11 protein-coding genes are annotated in these 19,071 nt (G+C 62.9%); 2 read left to right on the forward strand and 9 right to left on the reverse strand.

Annotated features, from left to right (window positions below; all coding sequences use genetic code 11):
- Positions 1-5 precede the first annotated feature (5 nt).
- From glgX to ACYQ12_RS07930, 4 genes are all read right to left on the reverse strand, one after another.
- The gene (glgX, locus tag ACYQ12_RS07915) at positions 6-2,138 is read right to left on the reverse strand and encodes a glycogen debranching protein GlgX (protein ID WP_459869886.1); all 2,133 of its coding nucleotides are present in this window, start codon (positions 2,136-2,138) and stop codon (positions 6-8) included.
- A 22-nt stretch (positions 2,139-2,160) separates the two neighbouring features.
- The gene (gene glgP / locus ACYQ12_RS07920) at positions 2,161-4,713 is read right to left on the reverse strand and encodes an alpha-glucan family phosphorylase (protein ID WP_459869889.1); all 2,553 of its coding nucleotides are present in this window, start codon (positions 4,711-4,713) and stop codon (positions 2,161-2,163) included.
- Between the two features lie 238 nt (positions 4,714-4,951).
- Positions 4,952-7,348: a putative bifunctional diguanylate cyclase/phosphodiesterase gene (locus ACYQ12_RS07925; protein WP_459869891.1), complete on the reverse strand. Its 2,397-nt coding sequence runs from the start codon at positions 7,346-7,348 to the stop codon at positions 4,952-4,954.
- Between the two features lie 141 nt (positions 7,349-7,489).
- The gene (locus ACYQ12_RS07930; RefSeq protein ID WP_459869893.1) at positions 7,490-9,196 is read right to left on the reverse strand and encodes a methyl-accepting chemotaxis protein; all 1,707 of its coding nucleotides are present in this window, start codon (positions 9,194-9,196) and stop codon (positions 7,490-7,492) included.
- Between the two features lie 408 nt (positions 9,197-9,604).
- Here ACYQ12_RS07930 and ACYQ12_RS07935 point away from each other — a divergent pair, with 408 nt between their 5' ends.
- Complete coding sequence (locus ACYQ12_RS07935; protein WP_459869896.1) at positions 9,605-11,227, forward strand: methyl-accepting chemotaxis protein; 1,623 nt, start codon at positions 9,605-9,607, stop codon at positions 11,225-11,227.
- A gap of 110 nt (positions 11,228-11,337) precedes the next feature.
- Here ACYQ12_RS07935 and ACYQ12_RS07940 read toward each other — a convergent pair whose 3' ends face one another.
- The 5 genes from ACYQ12_RS07940 to ACYQ12_RS07960 all read right to left on the reverse strand — a co-directional run bounded on the left by ACYQ12_RS07940 (position 11,338) and on the right by ACYQ12_RS07960 (position 17,709).
- Complete coding sequence (locus ACYQ12_RS07940) at positions 11,338-11,835, reverse strand: TspO/MBR family protein (RefSeq protein WP_459869898.1); 498 nt, start codon at positions 11,833-11,835, stop codon at positions 11,338-11,340.
- A gap of 115 nt (positions 11,836-11,950) precedes the next feature.
- Positions 11,951-13,789 carry a protein kinase domain-containing protein gene (locus tag ACYQ12_RS07945; RefSeq protein ID WP_459869901.1) on the reverse strand — a complete coding sequence of 613 codons (1,839 nt, stop codon included), beginning with the start codon at positions 13,787-13,789 and terminating at the stop codon, positions 11,951-11,953.
- A 25-nt stretch (positions 13,790-13,814) separates the two neighbouring features.
- The gene (locus ACYQ12_RS07950; protein WP_459869904.1) at positions 13,815-15,497 is read right to left on the reverse strand and encodes a dihydrolipoyllysine-residue acetyltransferase; all 1,683 of its coding nucleotides are present in this window, start codon (positions 15,495-15,497) and stop codon (positions 13,815-13,817) included.
- Positions 15,498-15,509: 12 nt separating this feature from the next.
- Positions 15,510-16,487: an alpha-ketoacid dehydrogenase subunit beta gene (locus ACYQ12_RS07955; protein WP_459869907.1), complete on the reverse strand. Its 978-nt coding sequence runs from the start codon at positions 16,485-16,487 to the stop codon at positions 15,510-15,512.
- Complete coding sequence (locus ACYQ12_RS07960; RefSeq protein ID WP_459869909.1) at positions 16,480-17,709, reverse strand: thiamine pyrophosphate-dependent dehydrogenase E1 component subunit alpha; 1,230 nt, start codon at positions 17,707-17,709, stop codon at positions 16,480-16,482. Before ACYQ12_RS07960 ends, ACYQ12_RS07955 begins: the two co-directional genes overlap by 8 nt.
- A gap of 274 nt (positions 17,710-17,983) precedes the next feature.
- Between ACYQ12_RS07960 and ACYQ12_RS07965 the strand changes: the two genes are divergently transcribed.
- Positions 17,984-19,039: an AraC family transcriptional regulator gene (locus tag ACYQ12_RS07965; RefSeq protein ID WP_459869912.1), complete on the forward strand. Its 1,056-nt coding sequence runs from the start codon at positions 17,984-17,986 to the stop codon at positions 19,037-19,039.
- The last annotated feature ends 32 nt before the right edge of the window (positions 19,040-19,071 follow it).

Below are 19,071 nucleotides of genomic sequence, written 5' to 3' on the forward strand. Positions count from 1 at the left end.
ATGAATCAAGCGGATGCGGGGGCCGGCGCCGCAACGAGGATGGCGCTGGCGCGCAGCCCGAGTCGATAGGTCGGGTCCCGGTGCGGTACGGGCTCGTCCGGCATCGCGCATGATGTCAGCCGCGACTCGTGCGCGGTATCCACGGCCAGATGCCATTGCCGGCCGGGCGGCGCCTCGGGCAGGCGAAACTCGACGCTGTCCACGCCAGCGTTGAACAGCAGCAGCAACGGGCACGCGGCATCCCGGATCCACCAGGCGAGCTGGCGGGCCTGCGGTGCATCCCAGGCGGGAGGGCCGCCATGGGGGGCGAGCCAGCGAACCTCGTCGTCGCCATAGAAGCGTGTCTCGCCGAGGACGGGGTGGGCATGACGAAAGGCGATCAGTTGGCGCACGAACCGGTGGAGATCGCCATGACGCTCCAGCAGCCGCCAATCATGCCAGCTCGTCTCGTTGTCCTGGCCATAGGCGTTGTTGTTGCCATGCTGGGTGCGTCGGCACTCGTCGCCGCCCAGCAGCATCGGAACCCCGCGGGATACCAGCAGGGTCAGCAGGAAATTCTTGATCTGTCGCTCCCGGATGGCGTCGATCACGGCATCCGTGGTCTCGCCCTCCGTGCCGTAGTTAGCGCTATGGTTGTCGTCGGTGCCGTCGTGGTTGTCCTGACCGTTGGCGTCGTTGTGCTTGACGGCATAGCTCACTAGGTCATTGAGCGTGAACCCGTCGTGACAGGTGACGAAGTTGACGCTGTTGGCGGGGCTCTTGCCCGAGCGGGCGTAGAGATCGGCGCTGCCGCAAAGGCGGCTGGCGAACGCCCCGAGCATACCCGCATCGCCGCGCCAGAAGCGCCGCACGTCATCCCGGTAACGGTCGTTCCATTCCGACCAGCGCGGTTGCGAGAAGCTGCCGACCTCGTAGGCGCCGGCGATGTCCCAGGCTTCGGCGATGAGCTTGACGTCACGCAGCACCGGATCTTCGGCGATCTGGGCGGGAAGCGGCGCGTTGGCCAGCAGCCTGCCACTGGCATCGCGGCCGAGGATCGAGGCTAGATCGAACCGGAAGCCGTCGACGTGCATCTCCGTCACCCAGTAGCGCAATGCGTCCAGGATGAACTCCCGCACGACGGGATGGCCGGCGTTGAAGGTATTGCCGGTCCCGGCATAGTCCCGATAGTGACGGCGGTCGTCGTCGAGCATGTAGTAGATGGCGTTGTCGAGGCCGCGAAAGCTCAGGGTCGGGCCGCACTCGTCGCCCTCGGCGGTGTGGTTGAACACCACGTCCAGGATCACCTCGATGCCGGCGCGGTGAAAGGCTCGGACCATCTCCTTGAATTCCGCCACCTGCTGCCCCTGTCCACCGGCGCTGCTGTATGACGCCTTGGGCGCCAGAAAGGCGACCGAGTTGTAGCCCCAGTAGTTGTGCACTTCGAATGGACGGCCGGTGTGCGGCTCGATCTCGGGCAACTGGCATTCGTTGAACTCGTGGACGGGCAGCAGTTCCACCGCCGTGACGCCGAGGGCCTGCAGGTAGGGAATCTTCTCTACCAGGCCGCGATAGGTACCGGGATGGGCGACGCCGCTGCTGGCGTGTCGGGTGAAGCCGCGGACGTGCAGTTCGTAGATGACGGTTTGCGACCAGGGACGCCGGGGCGGGAGGTCGTCCTGCCAGTCGAACGCATCCCGGATGAAGATGCACTTGGGCATGGCGCCGGCGCTGTCCAGCGTGGACGGTGCGCGGTCCGGTTCCGGCGCCAGCGGATCGTATCCGCGTGCCGGCGCGAAATCCCAATGCGCCAACTGGGTGAGCGCGCGGGCGTAGGGGTCGAGCAGCAGCTTGTGGGTATTGAAGCGATGGCCCTGTTCCGGGCAATAGGGACCCGTCAGGCGATAGGCATAGAGCTGGCCGGGGCGGACGCCCTTGATCCACACGTGCCACAAGTCACCGGTGCGATGCCGGACGGGATCGAGATCGATGCCGTGGATCGGCACGGCGTCATGAGGATCGGCGAACAGCTCCAGACGGACACGCTCGGCATGACGGCTGAACAGGGAAAAGTTGACTCCGCCCCCGAGGGGGTGGGCGCCTTGGGGGAGTGGAATGCCGCGACGAATGTCGAGGCTTTCGGGAAGCGCGCACTGCATGTCCATGGCGTGGGAACCCGGCTCAGCGTTGCCAGAGAATATGGGCGTCTTCCAGGGGCACGGCCATCGGGTCATGCTGCGCGATCACCCTGGCCGTGTAGTCCGTGGCGGGACGCAGTGACGCCAGCGAGGCGCGATAGACGTAGCCGTTGGCGGCATGTTCCAGGCGGTGCTGGCGCTGCATGGGCACGCGTTCCACGGCGGCTCCTTCGATGGCATTGGCATAGAGCTCGACCCGGACCCTGTCCGGATCGAGGCCGTCGAGGTAGACCTCGATCTCGAAGCCATGCTGCTGGGCATCGCTGGTCACCCGCATCTCGCCAAAATGGAGGTCGGGCCATGTCTGGGCCTGCGGATGCTGCCAGCGCACGGCCTGGCCACTGATGGCGGCTTCATGGCAGCGCGCGGACCGCTGGCGGAAGGCAGCGGCAGCCGGCAGATAGTAGCGCTCGGCATATTCGCGCAGCGTGCGGTTGGTGGAGAAGCGCGGCGTGAGGCGGGCCATGCTCTCGCGCATTCGCGACACCCAGCCAGTGGGAATGCCCGAGGCATCGCGAGCGTAGAAGGCGGGGGCGACTTCCCGTTCGAGCAGGTCGTAGAGGGCCTCGGCCTCGGCCGCGTCCCAGGCGGGATCGTCGTCATGTTCCTGGCCGTCGCCCAGCGCCCAGCCGACCTCGGCGGTGTAGGCTTCCGCCCACCAGCCGTCCAGTTCCGAGAGGTTGAGACCGCCGTTGACCAGCACCTTCATGCCGCTGGTACCGCTGGCCTCCCAGGGGCGGCGTGGCGTGTTGAGCCAGACATCGACGCCCTGCACCAGATGTTCCGACAGCGACATGTCGTAATCGCTGAGAAAGATCACGCGCGAGCGCGCCTCGGGCCGGCGGATGAAACCTATCCACTCCTGGATCATGGCCTGGCCGGCGAGATCGGCCGGATGCGCCTTGCCCGCGATGATCAACTGAATGGGGCGCTCGGGGTGGTTCAGCAGCCGCAATAGCCGCTCCGGGTCGTGCAGCAGCAGGTTGGGGCGCTTGTAGGTCGCGAAGCGGCGGGCAAAGCCCAGGGTCAGTATCTCCGGATCGAACAAGTGTTTCGCCTCCGCGACCTCCGCTGGCGAGGCCCCGGAGGCGGCCCGCTGCCTTGATAGACGTTCGCGGGCGTATGCGACGAGCTGGGTGCTGCCCGACAGGCGGAATTGCCAGAGCCGGGCATCCGCAACCTGGCGGATCGCGTCGCCCAGATGCTCCGCCGTGCCCCGCCAGCGGTCCTGGCCGCAGACCTCCGTCCACAGTTCGTCGGCGGGCGCCGAGTCCCAGCTCGGCATGTGCACGCCGTTGGTCACGTGACCGACGGGAACTTCCTCGACCGGCCAGCGTGGAAACAGCGGGGCGAAGAGGTGACGGCTGACCCGCGCGTGCAGCTGGCTGACGCCATTGACCGCACCGCTGCCATGGATCGCCAGATAGGCCATGTTGAAGGGCTCCGAGGTATCGTGCGGGTCGCGACGGCCCAGGGCCAGCAGGTCATGCAGCGAAATGCCGAGACGCTGCTCGGCATAGGCGCTCAGATATTGCTCGATGAGCGCCGGGGAGAAGCGATCGAATCCTGCGGCGACTGCCGTATGGGTGGTAAAGAGATTGCCCGCCCGGGTCGTGGCCAGAGCCACGTCGAAGGGCTGGGCGGTGCGCTGCATGAAACACGAGGCGCGCTCCAGCACGGCGAAGGCGGCGTGACCTTCGTTGAGGTGACAGACCTCCGGCTCGATACCGAGCGCCTCGAGCAGGCGCCAGCCGCCGATGCCGAGTAAAAGTTCCTGCTGAAGACGCAACTCCGGGCCGCCCCCGTACAGTTCGCTGGTGATACCGCGATGAGCCGGAAAATTCGCCGCGTCGTTGCTGTCGAGCAGGTAGAGCCGTGTCCTGCCGACCTGTACCTGCCAGGTCCGCAGCCAGATGGAATAGCCGGGAAGCGCGACTTCCAGGCGTAGCCACTCGCCATTGGCCTGGCGCAGCGGCGCGATCGGCAGTTGCCCCGGATCGTTGTACGGATACAGCGCCCGCTGAGTGCCATCCTGGTCGATCACCTGCCGGAAGTAACCCTGCTGGTAGAGCAGCCCCACGCCGATCACCGGGACGCCGAGATCGCTCGCCGCCTTGAGCTGGTCGCCGGCGACGTTGCCCAGCCCGCCGGAGTAGATGGGCAGGGTCTCGCTGAGCATGAATTCCATGCAGAAGTACGCCACGCATTTCAATGCACTCTGGGGATGGCTCTGCTGGAACCATGTCGAGGCGCTCTCCGCCTCGCGGGTCTCCTGTATCCGGACCTCGAGTTCGGCGCGAAAGGCTGGCTCCCGCATCGCTTGCTCGAGCCGCTCTCGCGATACCGTCTGCAGGACGACCCAGGGATTATGGGTCAGCTCCCAGAGCACGGGATCGAGCTGTCGCCAGACACGGTCGGTGGCGTGATTCCACGACGAACGCAGGTCGAGCGCCAGTTCGGCCAGTAAATCGAACCCCTCCACGTCCGCACATAGAGGAAGCTCCTTGGGGTAGCGGCCATGCAATGAGTCACTCATAGCGCCTCGCTTGTCGTGAAACCCGTTCGATGGGGACCATGCCGTGTCGTGGCATATGGGACAGCTTTACATTAGCTTGGCCTGCAAGGGCAATGCCTGCCCGCAAGGAGAGAAGAGTATTTCTGGTCGAGTCCGATCCACCATGACGGGCGCCCTGTATCGGCGCTTCACGGGGTGAGTGCCGAGATTTCTCGGACAAGGCCTGGTGTAGGCCCGCTTCCAGTGGATCGATCACTCTTCACTCTTCCCTGAGAGGCAACGGTCGGTGGGAAGTGCCGATGTGGCGGCTGAAGTCGACCCATGGCATGGGGCGGTAGTAGTGAAATCCCTGTACGTGATCGACGCCCATCGAGTGCAACAGATCGCTCTGGCCTTGGGTCTCCACGCCTTCGACCACGACCCGTTGCGAGAGCTGCTCACCGAGATACAGCAGTCCCTGCATCAGGTGACGGCTGGCATCGGCATTATGACCACAGAGACCTGCGGTGAGTGAACGGTCGATCTTCACGCTGGAGAAGGGAATGTCCTGCAGGAAACTGATCGATGTGTAGCCCGCGCCGAAGTCGTCCAATGCGACGCCGAAGCCCGCCTCACGCAACTCGGCGATCTGCTCCTGTACCGACGCCATGTCGAGAAGTCTGACGTGTTCGGTCATCTCGAAGGACACCGAGCGGGTGGGAATGGCATAGCGTTCGGCCAGGGCGATGACGTAGCCGGCAAAGCAGCGGGCATAGAGCTGCTTGGCGGAGATGTTGATCGACAGGAAATCGATGTGTCGGTAGAGCTGTTCGGCGGCCATGCGCTGGAAGGTCCGTTCGACGACCCACTCGTTGAGCTTGAGGATCAGATCGCTGGCTTCAGCAATCGGAATGAAGAGGCCAGGGCTGATATCGCCTCTTTCAGGATGATGCCAGCGCAGCAGCACCTCTCCGCCAACGGTCGTGTCACGCTTCAACGAGTGGATCGGCTGGATGTAAAGTTCCAGCGCGCTGTCCTGTTCATCCAGGGTGCGCTCCAGCTCCCGTGAGTAGGCGAAATGGCGCGACTGGTCGTCGAGCAGACGTGAAGTGAACAGCACGATGGGCGTGTCGGGGTCGCGCTTGGCGGCGGACATGGCCGCATCGGCGCGTTTCAGCAGGCCGGCGGGGTGTCGTGCATGCTGCGGGAACAGTGCGATACCCACCGTGCAATGCAGAGTGTGGTGATGGCCCTCGATGATGAAGGGATCCTGCAGGGCTTCGACGATACGTTCGGCCAAGGGCAACGGGCACTGTAGCCGATCGCTTAGGATGAGGAACTCGTCGCTATCCATGCGCCCATAGGCCGCCTCGGGCCCCGCAATGGTCCCCAGTAACCGGGCAAAGCACTGCAACAGGCGGTCACCGTGAGCATGGCCGAAGGTGTCGTTGATCTCCTTGAAACCGTCCAGATCCAGATACAGCAGGCCGAAGGGCTCTCGGCGTGATGTCATCTCCGCCAATAGTGCGGTCATCTTGCGACGATTATACAGGCCGGTCAGCGTATCGTGCTCCGATTGCCGGGTGGCCAGATGAACCTGGCGCTGCTGCGAGTGCAGGCGCCACCAGGCAATCAGTGCCACCAGAAACAACAACGCGGTCATCCCGGCGATCAGCATCCGTCCCCAGAGCGGGAGCCGTTCAGCGTCGGGGGCATCGAATACCCTGACGTCTAGCCCGCGCGGCACCTGGTCGAGCAGGGCATGGCTAAGATTCAGTTCCAGCGGTACCTCGATCGTCGGGGCCGCTACGTCACGGCTCAGCAGGTGACGGGCGACAAGGTGCGACAGACTGGCGACATTGACGAACGCTCCCCCATCGCAGCCGTAGTCGAGCAGGTAACCGGCGTGGCAGAAGAAGGCGCTGAACTTTTCCTGAAAATGGGCAGCCAGGGCGGGGGCCGGAGAGCGCCGGGCCAAGCGCAGTGGCGCGTCCAGCGCCAGAATGGCGTAACTGGAATAGTCGCGAGTGTCTGTATAGACGGACTGCCACGTTCTGGCGATTACGCGTTCGAACCCGGCCTGGGGAATCTGATCGAGCGCCTGTCTCCCGAGTCGGAAACCCGCATCGGTGGCGGAATGCAGCAGAAGCAGATCATGTTTGCCGGTGACTTGGCGAGCGAGAATCGCGCTCTGGGTCATGGCCTCCGAAGTCAGGGCCAACGGCACGCCACGGACTCGAGCCAGCTCGGCCAGCTTCGAACTGTTGATGCCAATGGCGATCGGCGGTGGGCCGGAAAAGGTTGAAGAGTGCCGCAGGTAGAACGCCAGCGCTGCATCATCCAGCAGCACCAGGCGATCATAAGGTCTGAGGCGGTTGGCGCTGTCATGCAAGGCGTCGTCTGCGAGATAGTCACTGGCTGGCTGATCGCGTGCTTCGAGATAGTGTACGCGGACACGCACGTTCTGATTCGCCGATTCGAGGTAGTAGCGCAGGTTGCGTACCAGACTATCCGTCCAGGCATCGCCGTCATGGTACGACGCGAGAATCAGAATCTGAGGCACCTCCTTGCCCATCGAGGGCATCTGCTCCGGCATCGCGGGATCCGCTTGCGTGCCTCCTCCCTCCATTGTCAGGCCCAGCGCGAGGATGAGAGGCGACAGAAATCGGTAAAACATAAAGCGGCGTCCCCCGTAAGCGTTCTTGTCGTTTCACTAGAAGTCTAGTCCTCTTGGCTAATGGGAAAGTGCTATCTTCCGCAACGAAGTCCTGCTCGTAGCCATAAGCGTGGCCAGGCCACGCTTATGGCTGCTACCGAGTTAGAATTCGCTCCAGTCTTCGACGAGGGCTTTGGGCCGCGGGCTTGTCGGCGCTTTTTCCGGAGTGGCCGGCAAGGCGGGGGAGGGGGACGTTTGTGCCGAGGCCTTTCCCGCGGCCGCAGACTGCCGGGTGGGCACGGGTTGCCGGGTGGCGGCGGCCTGGCTATCCAGACGGAATGTGGCAATAAGCTCGGCCAGTTGTTTGGCCTGCTCTTCCAGAGACGCGGCGGCGGCGCTCGTCTGCTCGACAAGAGACGCGTTCTGCTGGGTGACGGAATCCATCTGGGTGAGGGCCACGTTGATCTGTTCGATGCCGCTGTTCTGCTCTTGTGTCGCCGATGACACTTCGGTCATCAGGGCGGAGACCTGGCGGATGGAGCTGACCGTCTCATCGATGGTCTGTCCGCTACGCTCTGCCTGCTCGGCTCCACTGACGATTCGCGATGTCGTGTCGTCGATCATGGCACGAATCTCCTTGGCGGAAGTGGCGCTACGGCTGGCCAGTGAGCGCACTTCGCTGGCTACCACCGCGAAACCGCGACCCTGTTCTCCTGCACGGGCCGCCTCGACCGAGGCATTCAGGGCCAGGATGTTGGTCTGGAAGGCGATGGAGTCAATGACTTCAACAATGTCCTGTATCTTGCGTGAGCTGTCGGCGATTTCCCGCATCAGTTGCACGGTCTGCTGAACTTCCTGCCCGCCGGCTTCGGCTGTCCGGGATGCGCTGGTGGAGAGTCGGTCGGCCTGCGTTGCCGACTCGGTATTCTGGCGTACGGTGGAGGCCATCTGCTCCATGCTGGAGGCGGTTTCCTGCAGGGCGGATGCCTGTTCTTCGGTGCGTGAGGAAAGGTCCTGGCTTCCCGTCGCGATTTCGCCGGCACCGGTGAAAACGCTCTCGCTATTCTGACGCAATGACAGCACGAGGTGACGCAGCTTTTCCTGCATATCCTTTAGCGCGCTGAAGAGCCTGCCGATCTCATTGCCGCCTCGGTCCTCGATCCGGGCCGTCAGGTCGCCCTGGGCGATGCGGTCGAAGTGTTCCATGATTTCCTTGAGCGGCCTGACCACGGCGCGCATCATTCCTGCGCGTACGATCAGCGCTGCCATTAGCGCCAGTACGAGCAGGGTAACGGCAATAATTTCCACCAAGAGACTCGATTCGGAATCTTCGGCAACGAGCGTCTCACCACGCTCCTCGACAAAATGAATAAAGCTCCTGACTGCGTCATCGAAACTCATGAAAAGCGTATCGAGGGACGCTTTCTGGCGCTGAATGTCGTCCGGGTCGGCTTCCTCCAATAGCGGAACCAGCGTATCCGAGACAAGCGCCCCGTAGGCTGACGTGACCGCATCAATATATGTGCCGTGTTGACTGTCCTGGCGCGAAGGAACGCTCTTGAACGCGGCAAAGCGCTGCCGGGCCCTTTCAAGTGCTTCTTCGGCGCGCTGGCGCATTTCTCTCGCGCCGTCATAGTTGGCCTGGCGGCTCAACATGGCATATTGATCCATCATCTGTCGCGCACGCAACAGATTGACTTGTGCCCGATTGAGCATGTTGGACTGCGTGACATTGACTTGCGAAAGTTCATCGATGGCTTTTGCGCTGATGTTATTGGAATAAAATCCTAGCGCGCTAATTGCACCGATCATCGCCACTAGCACGGCCAGCGCCAGGGTCAGGCTCCATTTGACTGATAGGTTTTTCATTTCTCGGTTCGCTTTATTATAACAGATTTATACAAATATTTTTGTATCCCGCATTTCATATCGGCACTAGGGAGTCGAGTTTTAATTTAATTAAAGGTTTTTTGGATAGTAAATACTTACTTGGGCGATGGGGGCTGTCCGGAATTTTTTGTCGCGCCAATAAAAAACTCGTAGTGGGATGATAATTAGCATAAAAGTTATTTTTATTGTCTGGTCAATATAAACAAGGCTGCAGAGTGGCAAGAAATTGAGGCTTGTTGGCAGGAAATTAACGCTGGCCGACAAGGCATGAAGAATCAGCAGACTCAAGCTGGGAGAAGGCTCGCCGATATCCATGATGTCGATAATTACAAGTCCAGTGACACCAATTACCAAGAACCTTTATGAAACTTTCGACAGGGAATTACCATGCGGCATTGGACTACGCGAAGAAAGCTGTGGGCCATTCTGGCTCTGATGTGGGTGGGCATGCTGGTGCTGGTCGGGTGGACCGCCTTCGACAAGCGTGCGGGTCTGCTCGATGAGCGTGTTGCCAGCTTGAGCAAGTTCGTGGGCAGTGCCCGCGATCTGGTCAATGATTATGTGGCGCGTGCCGAACGCGGCGAGATGAGTGTGGAGGAGGCCAAGTCCCGAGCCATCGGCAGGCTGGCGAGTCTTAGCTTCGGCGAAGGAGGCTATATCTTTGCCTTCGACAGCGATATTCGAATCGTCGCCCATCCGCGACGTGAAACCGGTGACGACATGAGCGGTTATCAGGACGATGACGGCAAATATCTTTATCGCGAACTCAAGGCGACCGCCGACAACAATCCCCAGGAAGGGGGCTTTGTCTATTACATGTCCGAGCGGGCCCAGGCTGGCGGCGGTCAGACAGCCAAGCTCAGCTATGTGCAGCGGGTCCCGTCCTGGAACTGGAACCTGGCGGCCGGCGTTTACCTGGATGATATCAATGCCGCGTTCTGGAACAGTCTGATCAAGCTCGGGGCGCTGCTTCTCGTCATCGGGGCAACCGTCACGCTGATCATGGGGTGGATCATCCGCGATGTGCTGAACAGCCTGGGTGGCGATCCGCACCATGCTCAGGAGGTGGTCAAGCGTATCGCCGAGGGCGACCTGACCCAATCCCTGACGCTGAAATCCGGCGATACCACCAGCCTGCTGGCGACCATCGAGGGCATGCGCATCCGCCTGGCTTCATCCATGGTCAACATTCGCCAGGCCACGGACTGGATCCACGTCGGGGTCGGGGAGATGACTACCGGCAACCAGGACCTGTCGGCGCGCACCGAGCAGCAGGCGGCCTCCATCGAGGAAACGGCCTCGAGCATGGAAGAGCTGACCCAGACGGTACGCCAGAACGCCGATAACGCCCAGCAGGCCAGCGTCATCGCCGACGAGGCCAGCAGCACGGCACGTCGTGGCGGTGAAATGATGGACGAAGTCGTCACCACCATGCGCGGCATCACCGACAGCTCGCGCCGGGTCACCGATATCATCGAGGTCATCGATTCCATCGCCTTCCAGACCAACATCCTGGCGCTGAATGCCTCGGTCGAGGCGGCCCGTGCAGGAGAACAGGGTCGCGGTTTCGCGGTGGTAGCCAGCGAAGTGCGCTCGCTGGCCAGTCGCAGTGCCGAGGCCTCCCGCGAGATCCGCACGCTGATCGCAGCTTCCAACCAGCAGATCGGCAGCGGGGCGACATTGGTCGACCGTACCGGCGATACCATTCGCGGCGTGGTCACTGCCGTGGCGCGGATGACCGATCTGATGCAGGAGATCTCCTCCGCCTCCCGGGAACAGAGCGCCGGCATCGAGCAGGTCAGCCAGGCGGTGGGGCAGATGGATCAGGTTACCCAGCAGAACGCCACGCTGGTGCAGCAGGCCGCGGGCGCTACCGCCTCGCTGGGTGAGCAGGCCGAGCGTCTGGTGAAAGAGGTGGAGTGGTTTCGGATCGCCGAAGAACAGCGCCATGCATCTGGCGCCCCGCAGAGCATGCATCGGCTGGCTGCGGTGCCTGAAGCGTCGTTCTAAGGCTGGGATCGTGCCGCCCGTTACCCGGGCGGCCTGGAAGGGCGAAGAGGCGTCTTCCTGCCGCCAGGTTCGCTGTATCGGCGGGCGAATCGGGGCGGCGGTGGATATTCTCAGCCGAGTAACTGCGGGTTGGCGTGCCATACCGAATAGGTCAGTGCCATGGCGACGCCGACCCACAGCAGATAGGGCAGCATCAGCAAGCCGGCGAGGCGGCGAAGCCGCCAGAAGGCGACCACATTGATGACGATCACGGCCCATAGCACGACGATACAGGCGAAGGAGAGCGCGCCGAGATGCCAGACGAAGAACAGCCAGCTCCATAGGGCATTGATAGCCAGCTGGATCAGGAACAGCGTCAGCGCTTCGGGTGCGGCACGAAAGCCGCCGATCCGCCATATCCACCAGGCAGCGATTGCCATCAGGACATACAGCGTGGTCCATATCGGTCCGAAGGCCGCCGCCGGAGGTGCCCAGCCGGGTTGGTCGAGCCTTGCATAGAACGCGGCGGCGTCGACGGAGGCCACGGCGCCGATCGCCGCTACAACGAAACAGATCGCCAGCCAGGCGATGAAGCCCAGTGCCTGATGGCGGGTGGAAAGCTCACTCATGAATGTGCCTCATCTCGGGGTTAACATGCCCAGCATGCGCTATCGAGGAGTTTTTTCCATGCCCCATGCCGAACACTTCTGATAAACCGTCCTGCATCGGCCGTTTACCCTTGTGTTACCACGCTGCGTGGGGTGAATGGACGCTGCGCGGGTTGCGTGGATAATAGTGTTCCGGCAGACGGTCGACATGGGTGAAGAATTTGGTGTCCTTGTAGGGCATTTTCATGAAGCCCGAGATGCCCAGGCCGTTGATCTGCGGTACCGCGGCGAGCAGCGTATCCAGATACGAGCGAAATTCCTCTTCCCGCGCCGGGTCGAGGAGACGGTAATAGCTGTGGATCTTGAGATGGGTGGGCAGGGCCTCGAAGATGATCATACCGGTGTGATGAATGGCGTTGAGTTCGATCAGCGTATCCATGATTGCCTGCGGCAGCGCCAGGTACTCCTCCGGATCCGGACCATCCTCGAAATAGGAGTGTACGCGGCTGGGATCTTCCAGATCCGGGGCGGCGCTGACCTCGTAAGGAAGTTCCATCTGCGGCTCGACGAGGAAGGGTTCGTCGGGCGCTGCGCGATCGATATGCAAGGTGTCGCGGGCATTGAACAGGCAGGCCTTGAAGATGCCCTGACGATAGATGGCGCGGGCCAACTGGACCATATTGTTGACCGCGGCGACGAAGGCACTTTTGCGGCCGGCATCATGCAGATTGAGCGTCGTGTCGATGTAGACGCCTTCCTTTTCCCAGCGCACCGCCAGACCGCCGACCACGGGATACTTGCCCAGGCGGCTGACGGCGGCGAGAAACGCCTTCTCGGTCTCGCCCATGCCCTGCATGAAGTTTCGGTAATAGCGATCCAGCTGGACGTCGTTGACTTCAGCGAGCACATCCTCGCGATTCTCCTCACGCAGGAACGACTTGCGCGAGCTGTAGACCACGGTATCGATCTCGCGCCGACTGGGCCGTACCCAGACCGGTACCATCGGCGCTTCGGGGGGCATGGGCAAGTCGAGCATCACGGTGCGCGCGATACGCGGCATGTGAGCCAGGAAATAGTCGCCGGCGTGCGCTCTTGCCGCCGGGTCGGCATCGAGCAGGGCGTCGAGCAGACGGGCGAACTCCCGCGGTAGCCCCAGCGACACCGCCGGGATGGCGCGATGGCCGAAACGGCAGGACTGCGCCGAGGCCAGCGCGTATAGCGTGGCCGCAGCGCCCTGCTCGTCGAAGCGCGGCGAGGAGAGCCCGCCATTCAACTGCTCCTCGCCGATGAAGTAGACGTCGCCCAGGCGGGCGTTGGTCTGCTGCAGATTGTCCGACATCAGTTCCATCACGTTATTGGCGAGAAACTGCAGATTGGTGTCGAGCTGAGCGAACACCGACGAGCCCCAGTCAATCAGCGCGATCCGCTCGGTGCGCGGATCGAAGACCAGGTTGGAGGGCTTGATGTCGCCATGCACGATGGGCTTGCCGGAGGGGCCCGCACCTTGGCGCAGACTGCGCAGGATATCTGCCAGCTGCGCGGCGATCCTGATGACCAGGCGCGGCGGAAGGCGGCCGTGACGCAGCGAATACTCCTCGAGATTGATGCCGGGAGCGCGCTCCATGACCAGGATCGACTGGCGGCGCACCTGCTGGTAGGCGATCAGCTTGGGTACCTGGGGGTGGTCGACCTGCTCGAGCATGAACGCCTCCTCCTCGAGGCGCTCGTGAAACTGCTGGGGCAGGGTGAGGCGCGTGAACTTGAACACATAATGAGCCTGGTGAGCGGTGACGCCGGCGAATACGAAACCGTAGGCGCCTTTGCCGATCAGCTCGATGTCCCGATAGCCCAGTTGAACGAGCTGGGCCTTGCATAACGCCACCCACTCCTTGAGCTTTCGGGCATCGGTATGGCTGAGCAGATAGACCGACTGCTCTTCGGGAATATAGAACTGTTGCAGGCCATCGTGTGTCATTGAAAACACGTCCCCACCCGTAGCGTCAGCGCATTTCGAGCAGCATCGTCTGCGGCGCCTGCAGATAGCTCTTCCACAGGTTGCAGAAACGCGCCATGCTGCCGCCGTCGAGGATGCGATGGTCGCCGGACCAGGTGATGGTCATGATCGAGCGCGCCACTACCGCTCCGTCATCACTGAAACGTGGCAGCCGCTGGATCTTGCCCAGCGCGACGATCGCCACTTCCGGTGGATTGATGATCGGCGCGGCATAGGTACCGCCCAGCGCGCCGATGTTGGAGATGCTGATAGTGCCATCCTGAAGATCCTTCTGTTCGACGCGGCCTTCGCGAGCGGCCTGGGTCAGGCGCTCGACCTCGGCGGCAATCTCCAGCAGGCTCAGGGTTTCCACCCGCTTGATGTTGGGTACCATCAATCCCGCACGGCTATCTACTGCCATGCCGATGTTGCAGTGCGGCTGATAATGGATTTCGCTGGCGTGTGACTCGAAGCGGCTATTGAGAATCGGGTAGGCCTGAATCGCCAGCGCCATGGCTTTCATGATCAACGGCATCAATGTCAGCCGGGTGCCCTGCGCCTCGGCCTGAGGCTTGAGTGTCTCACGCAGTGTCAGCAGCTCGGTAACGTCGATCTCGTCGCCATAGGCGAAATGCGGAATCGCCGCAGCGGCTGCCGCCATGCGCTTGGCCATTACCGCCCGCACGCCGCGTAGCGCTTCGACCTTGACGCCATCCTCTGGTGGCGTGGCCGGTGTCGGCGGGACCCGCTCGGAGGCGGTGGCAGCCGGGGCAGGCGCCTTTCGAAAGGCCAGCACGTCCTCCTTCAACACGCGTCCATGCTTGCCGGAGCCGGGAATGTCCTCGAGGCGCAAACCATGCTCGCGTACCAGCCGCCGCACCGCCGGGCTGGCCGGGATACGCCGACGGGCCGAAGGCGTGGACGGCGTGGTGTGGACGGAGTCGGCGGCAGCGTTCGGCTCGATGTTGACCTGCTCGGGGCTCGATGGCGCTGCCGATGCGCCCGGCGCGGGAGAAGCTTCCCGGTCGCGCGGCACGAAGGCGAACAGCGGGGCATGCACCCGGGCGTGCTGCTGCGCCTGGCAATGATGCCGGGTCATCCGTCCCGCCTTGGGTGCGGTGATCTCCACCAGTGCCTTGTCGGTCATCACGTCGACGACCGGCTGGTCCTCTTCAAAAGGCTCGCCCTCGGCCACATGCCAAGTCACCACCTCGCATTCGACGATGCCTTCGCCGATGTCGGGCAGCAGGAAATCCTCGGTAGCCTCGCCAGTGTCGGCATCGGAGCTCGGCACGGAGTCTGACGTCGGCGTATCGGCGTCAGGCGACGCGCTGGCCGGCGGGCGTCCCGGCACTTCGGCGTCGAGCGTCGTCTCGTCGCGTGCCGCCGGCGTCTCGCCGGGCTCGGGCCTGTCGGCGCGAGGCGTGTCGTGGCTTGATGTGTCGGCCGAGGCGTCCTGCGGGGTGAAGGCAAACAGCGGTGTATGCACCCGTGCCGTCTCGCCTTCCTGATAGTAGAGCTGGGTGATGCGCCCCTGGTGCGGCGCGGTAATCTCCACCAGCGCCTTGTCGGTCATCACTTCCACTACAGGCTGATCCTCCTCGATAAGATCGCCTTCCTGAATCAGCCATTTGACCAGTTCGCATTCGACGATGCCTTCGCCGATGTCGGGTAGGATAAATTCACTCATTACACCATTCCTCTAGAAGTCGATGCTGCGTTGGATCGCCTCGAAGATCTTGAGGTGATCGGGCAGGTACTCTTTCTCCAGCGCGAGGGGGAACGGCGTGTCCAGCCCGGTGACCCGCGCGATGGGCGACTCCAGATAGAGGAAGCAGCGTTCCTGGACGGTGGCTGCGATCTCGGCGGCGAAGCCACCAGTCAGCGGTGCCTCGTGGGAGATCACCAGCCGGCCGGTCTTGAGCACCGAGTCGCAGACTGTGGCCACGTCCCACGGTGCGATGGTGCGTAGATCGATCAGCTCGCAGGAGATGCCGGACTGCTCGGCTTTCTCGGCGGCGTCCTTCAACGGCTCCATCTGCGCGCCCCAGGCGAGCAGGGTAATGTCGGTGCCTTGCTTGATGACGTCGGCCTGACCCAGCGGCAGTTCGTAGTCCTCGTCGGGAACGTCGCCCACCGAGGCGCGATACAGTCGTTTGGGTTCGAAGAACAGCACCGGGTTGCGATCGCGGATCGCGGCGAGCAGCAGGCCCTTGGCCTGATGGGGATTGCGCGGCACCACGATCTTCAATCCCGGCGTGTGGGCAAAGTAAGCCTCGGGGGATTGGGAATGATAGAGCCCGCCGGAGATGCCGCCTCCGTAGGGGGTACGGATCGTCAGCCCGCCGACATTGAACAGGTTGCCGGAGCGGTAGCGGAACTTGGCCGACTCGTTGACGATCTGGTCGAAGGCCGGAAAGATGTAATCGGCGAACTGGATCTCGGCCACCGCCGTCGCACCCTGGGCCGCCAGGCCATTGGCGAAGCCGATGATGCCCTGTTCCACCAGCGGTGTGTTGAAGCAGCGCTGCCGGCCGTACTTCTCCTGCAGATGGCTGGTGGCGCGGAATACGCCACCGAAGATGCCTACGTCCTCACCGAAACAGACCATCCGCGCGTCGCTGGCCATGGCGATATCCAGCGCGTTGTTGATTGCCTGCAGCATGTTCATGCTAGTCATGCGCCTCACCTCCCTCGCGTTTTGTCGGCTTGGCGTCTGACTGGTGGGCGCTGCGGGGATATGCCTCGGGATACTTGCGGATATGCGCCTTGAGGCTGGCCAATTGTTCGGCGAGCTGTGGCGTGACCTCGTCGAACACGTCGGTGACCAGCGTGTCGAGCTCGGGCGGGGGACGTTTCTCGGCACGCTTCATGGTATCGAGCACCTCGCGACGCAGGTTGTCCTGCAGGGGCTTTTCCTCCTCTTCGCTCCACCACCCGAGATCGATCAGCCAACGTTTCATGCGCATGAGCGGGTCCTTTTCGCGCCAGGCTTCCTCCTCCTTCTTGCTGCGGTAGCCGGACGGATCGTCCGAAGAGGAGTGCGCGGCAAGGCGATAGGTCATCGCTTCGATCAGCACCGGTTGATGCTGTTCCACCGCCAGCTGGCGTGCCGCCCGCGTGGCCTCGTAGACGGCGAGAATATCGTTGCCATCGACGCGAATCGTCTGCATGCCATAGCCGAAGGCGCGCGGGGCGATGCCGTCGCCGGCGAACTGCTCCACCGCCGGAGTGGAGATGGCATAGCCGTTGTTGCGGCATAGGAAGATCACCGGCACCTTGAGCACCGAGGCCATGTTGAGCGCGGCATGGAAGTCGCCTTCCGAGGCGGCCCCCTCGCCGAACAGCGTGAGGGTGCAGTGTCCGTCGCCATCGAGCTTCTGGCCGTAGGCGTAGCCTGCGGCCTGAGGAATCTGCGTGGCCAGCGGCGAGGAGATCGTCATGTAATGCAGTTCACGCGAGCCGTAGTGCACCGGCATCTGGCGCCCCTGACCGTAATCCAGGGCATTGCCGAAAAGCTGGTTCATGAATTCGTCAGTGGTGAAGCCGCGATAGGCCAGCGCGCCCTGTTCGCGATACTGCGCCATGATCATGTCGGCGTCGTCGAGGGCGGCGGTGGCGCCGATCACCGAAGCTTCCTCGCCGGTGCACTGCATGTAGAAGCTCAGGCGCCCCTGGCGTTGCGCCGCCATCATGCGTTCGTCGAGTACACGGGTGAACAGCATGGCGCGATAGATGCGCAGCGCCTTTTCCCGGTCGAGCGAAGGCGATACGCCGCCCTCGTGCAGCGTGCCGTCCTGCTTGAGCAGCGTAAAGACGGGAACGTGGATGTCTTCCCCATTCATGAAGGTGGGGGCGTGGACGTGAATAGCTGACGTATCGAGTGACATTGTTGTTGTCATGATCCTCTTCCTGGATGCGGCGGAGGAGAGACGCGCCTCTCGTGAAGGCGCGGATTTCATGCCAGGCGCGTCGTTACGTGTCGATGGCTGGCATACCTTTACGTTAAGGTAAGGCGTGTGTCATGCGAACGCTAGTGGGGAACGGGCATATCGGACTATCGTCTAGATGGCGCCTCCGGCGTAAACCTCTTCAATGAAAGCATGCCGCGGGTATTGGCATGGCGTGTCATGCCCGCACTGCCTTGGGGCCGTCATCCCGTGCCGAGGGGGCGCAGTGGTCGAAAAAGGAACCATCTCCGTACGGTTGGTGCATGAGGCGCTCCAGGCGCCCGGTCAACGTGGCATCGACCCGTTCATGCTGCTGCGGAAGGCAGGGATCGAGACTGCGGTACTCGACGAACCCGACTCACGCGTTTCGGCCTTCCGGTACGCCGCGCTGTGGCGGACGGTGGCCGCCTGTCTCGACGATGAGTACTTCGGCATGAATGACCGTCCGTTGAGGAGGGGCAGCTTCGCCTTTCTGTGCCGCTCGTCTCTGGCCTACGCCAGGCTGGGGGACGCGCTCGCGCACCATCTGGGCTTTCTTTCGCTGATGCTCGACGATATGCCGGCGATGCTGCAGCGTCATGGAGATCTGGCGGAAATTCGCCTGGGGGAGCGGGGCGCGCCTCGCCGGGCCTTCAGCTACTTCACCTACTGGATGATCGTGCACGGCATCGCCTGCTGGCTGGTGGGGCGCCGGATCCCGATACTCGCTGTCGAGCTGCGCAGTGCGCCGCCGGCGTACTGTCAGGACTATCGCATCATGTTCGGCGAGAACCTGCGCTTTTCCCGGCCCGTCACCCGCATCATCCTCGCTGCGGGATATCTCGACCTGCCCATCAAGCGTACTCAGGCGGAGCTGGGCCGCTTCCTTGCCCGAGCGCCGGCGAACATTCTCGTCAGGTACCGCGATCCCGACAGTCTGGCGAGTCGCATCAAGGCCTACCTGCGCCAACGGCCGGCCCATACCTGGCCCGGAGCCGACGGGCTGGCCCGGGAGCTGCACATGTCACCCTCGACGCTGCGCCGGCACCTGAAGCGCTCGGGAGGAAGCTATCAAGCTCTCAAGGACAGCGTGCGCAAGGAGTCGGCGATCGCGCTGCTGGCCGAGTCGACGCTGTGCTTCGAGGAGATCGCCGGGCAACTGGGTTTCGCCGACGCCAGCTCGTTCTATCGCGCCTTTCAACGCTGGACCGGCTCCAATCCCGGCCACTATCGCAGCCTGGCGCAGGGTGAGGGGCGGGCTCGCTCAGGCCTCATGGCAAAACCGGTCAGCCACCTTGAGTGATTAGGCCATTGTCCGTTTCCGATCGGTCGGGC

The sequence above is a fragment of the Halomonas shantousis genome, assembly GCF_054654615.1.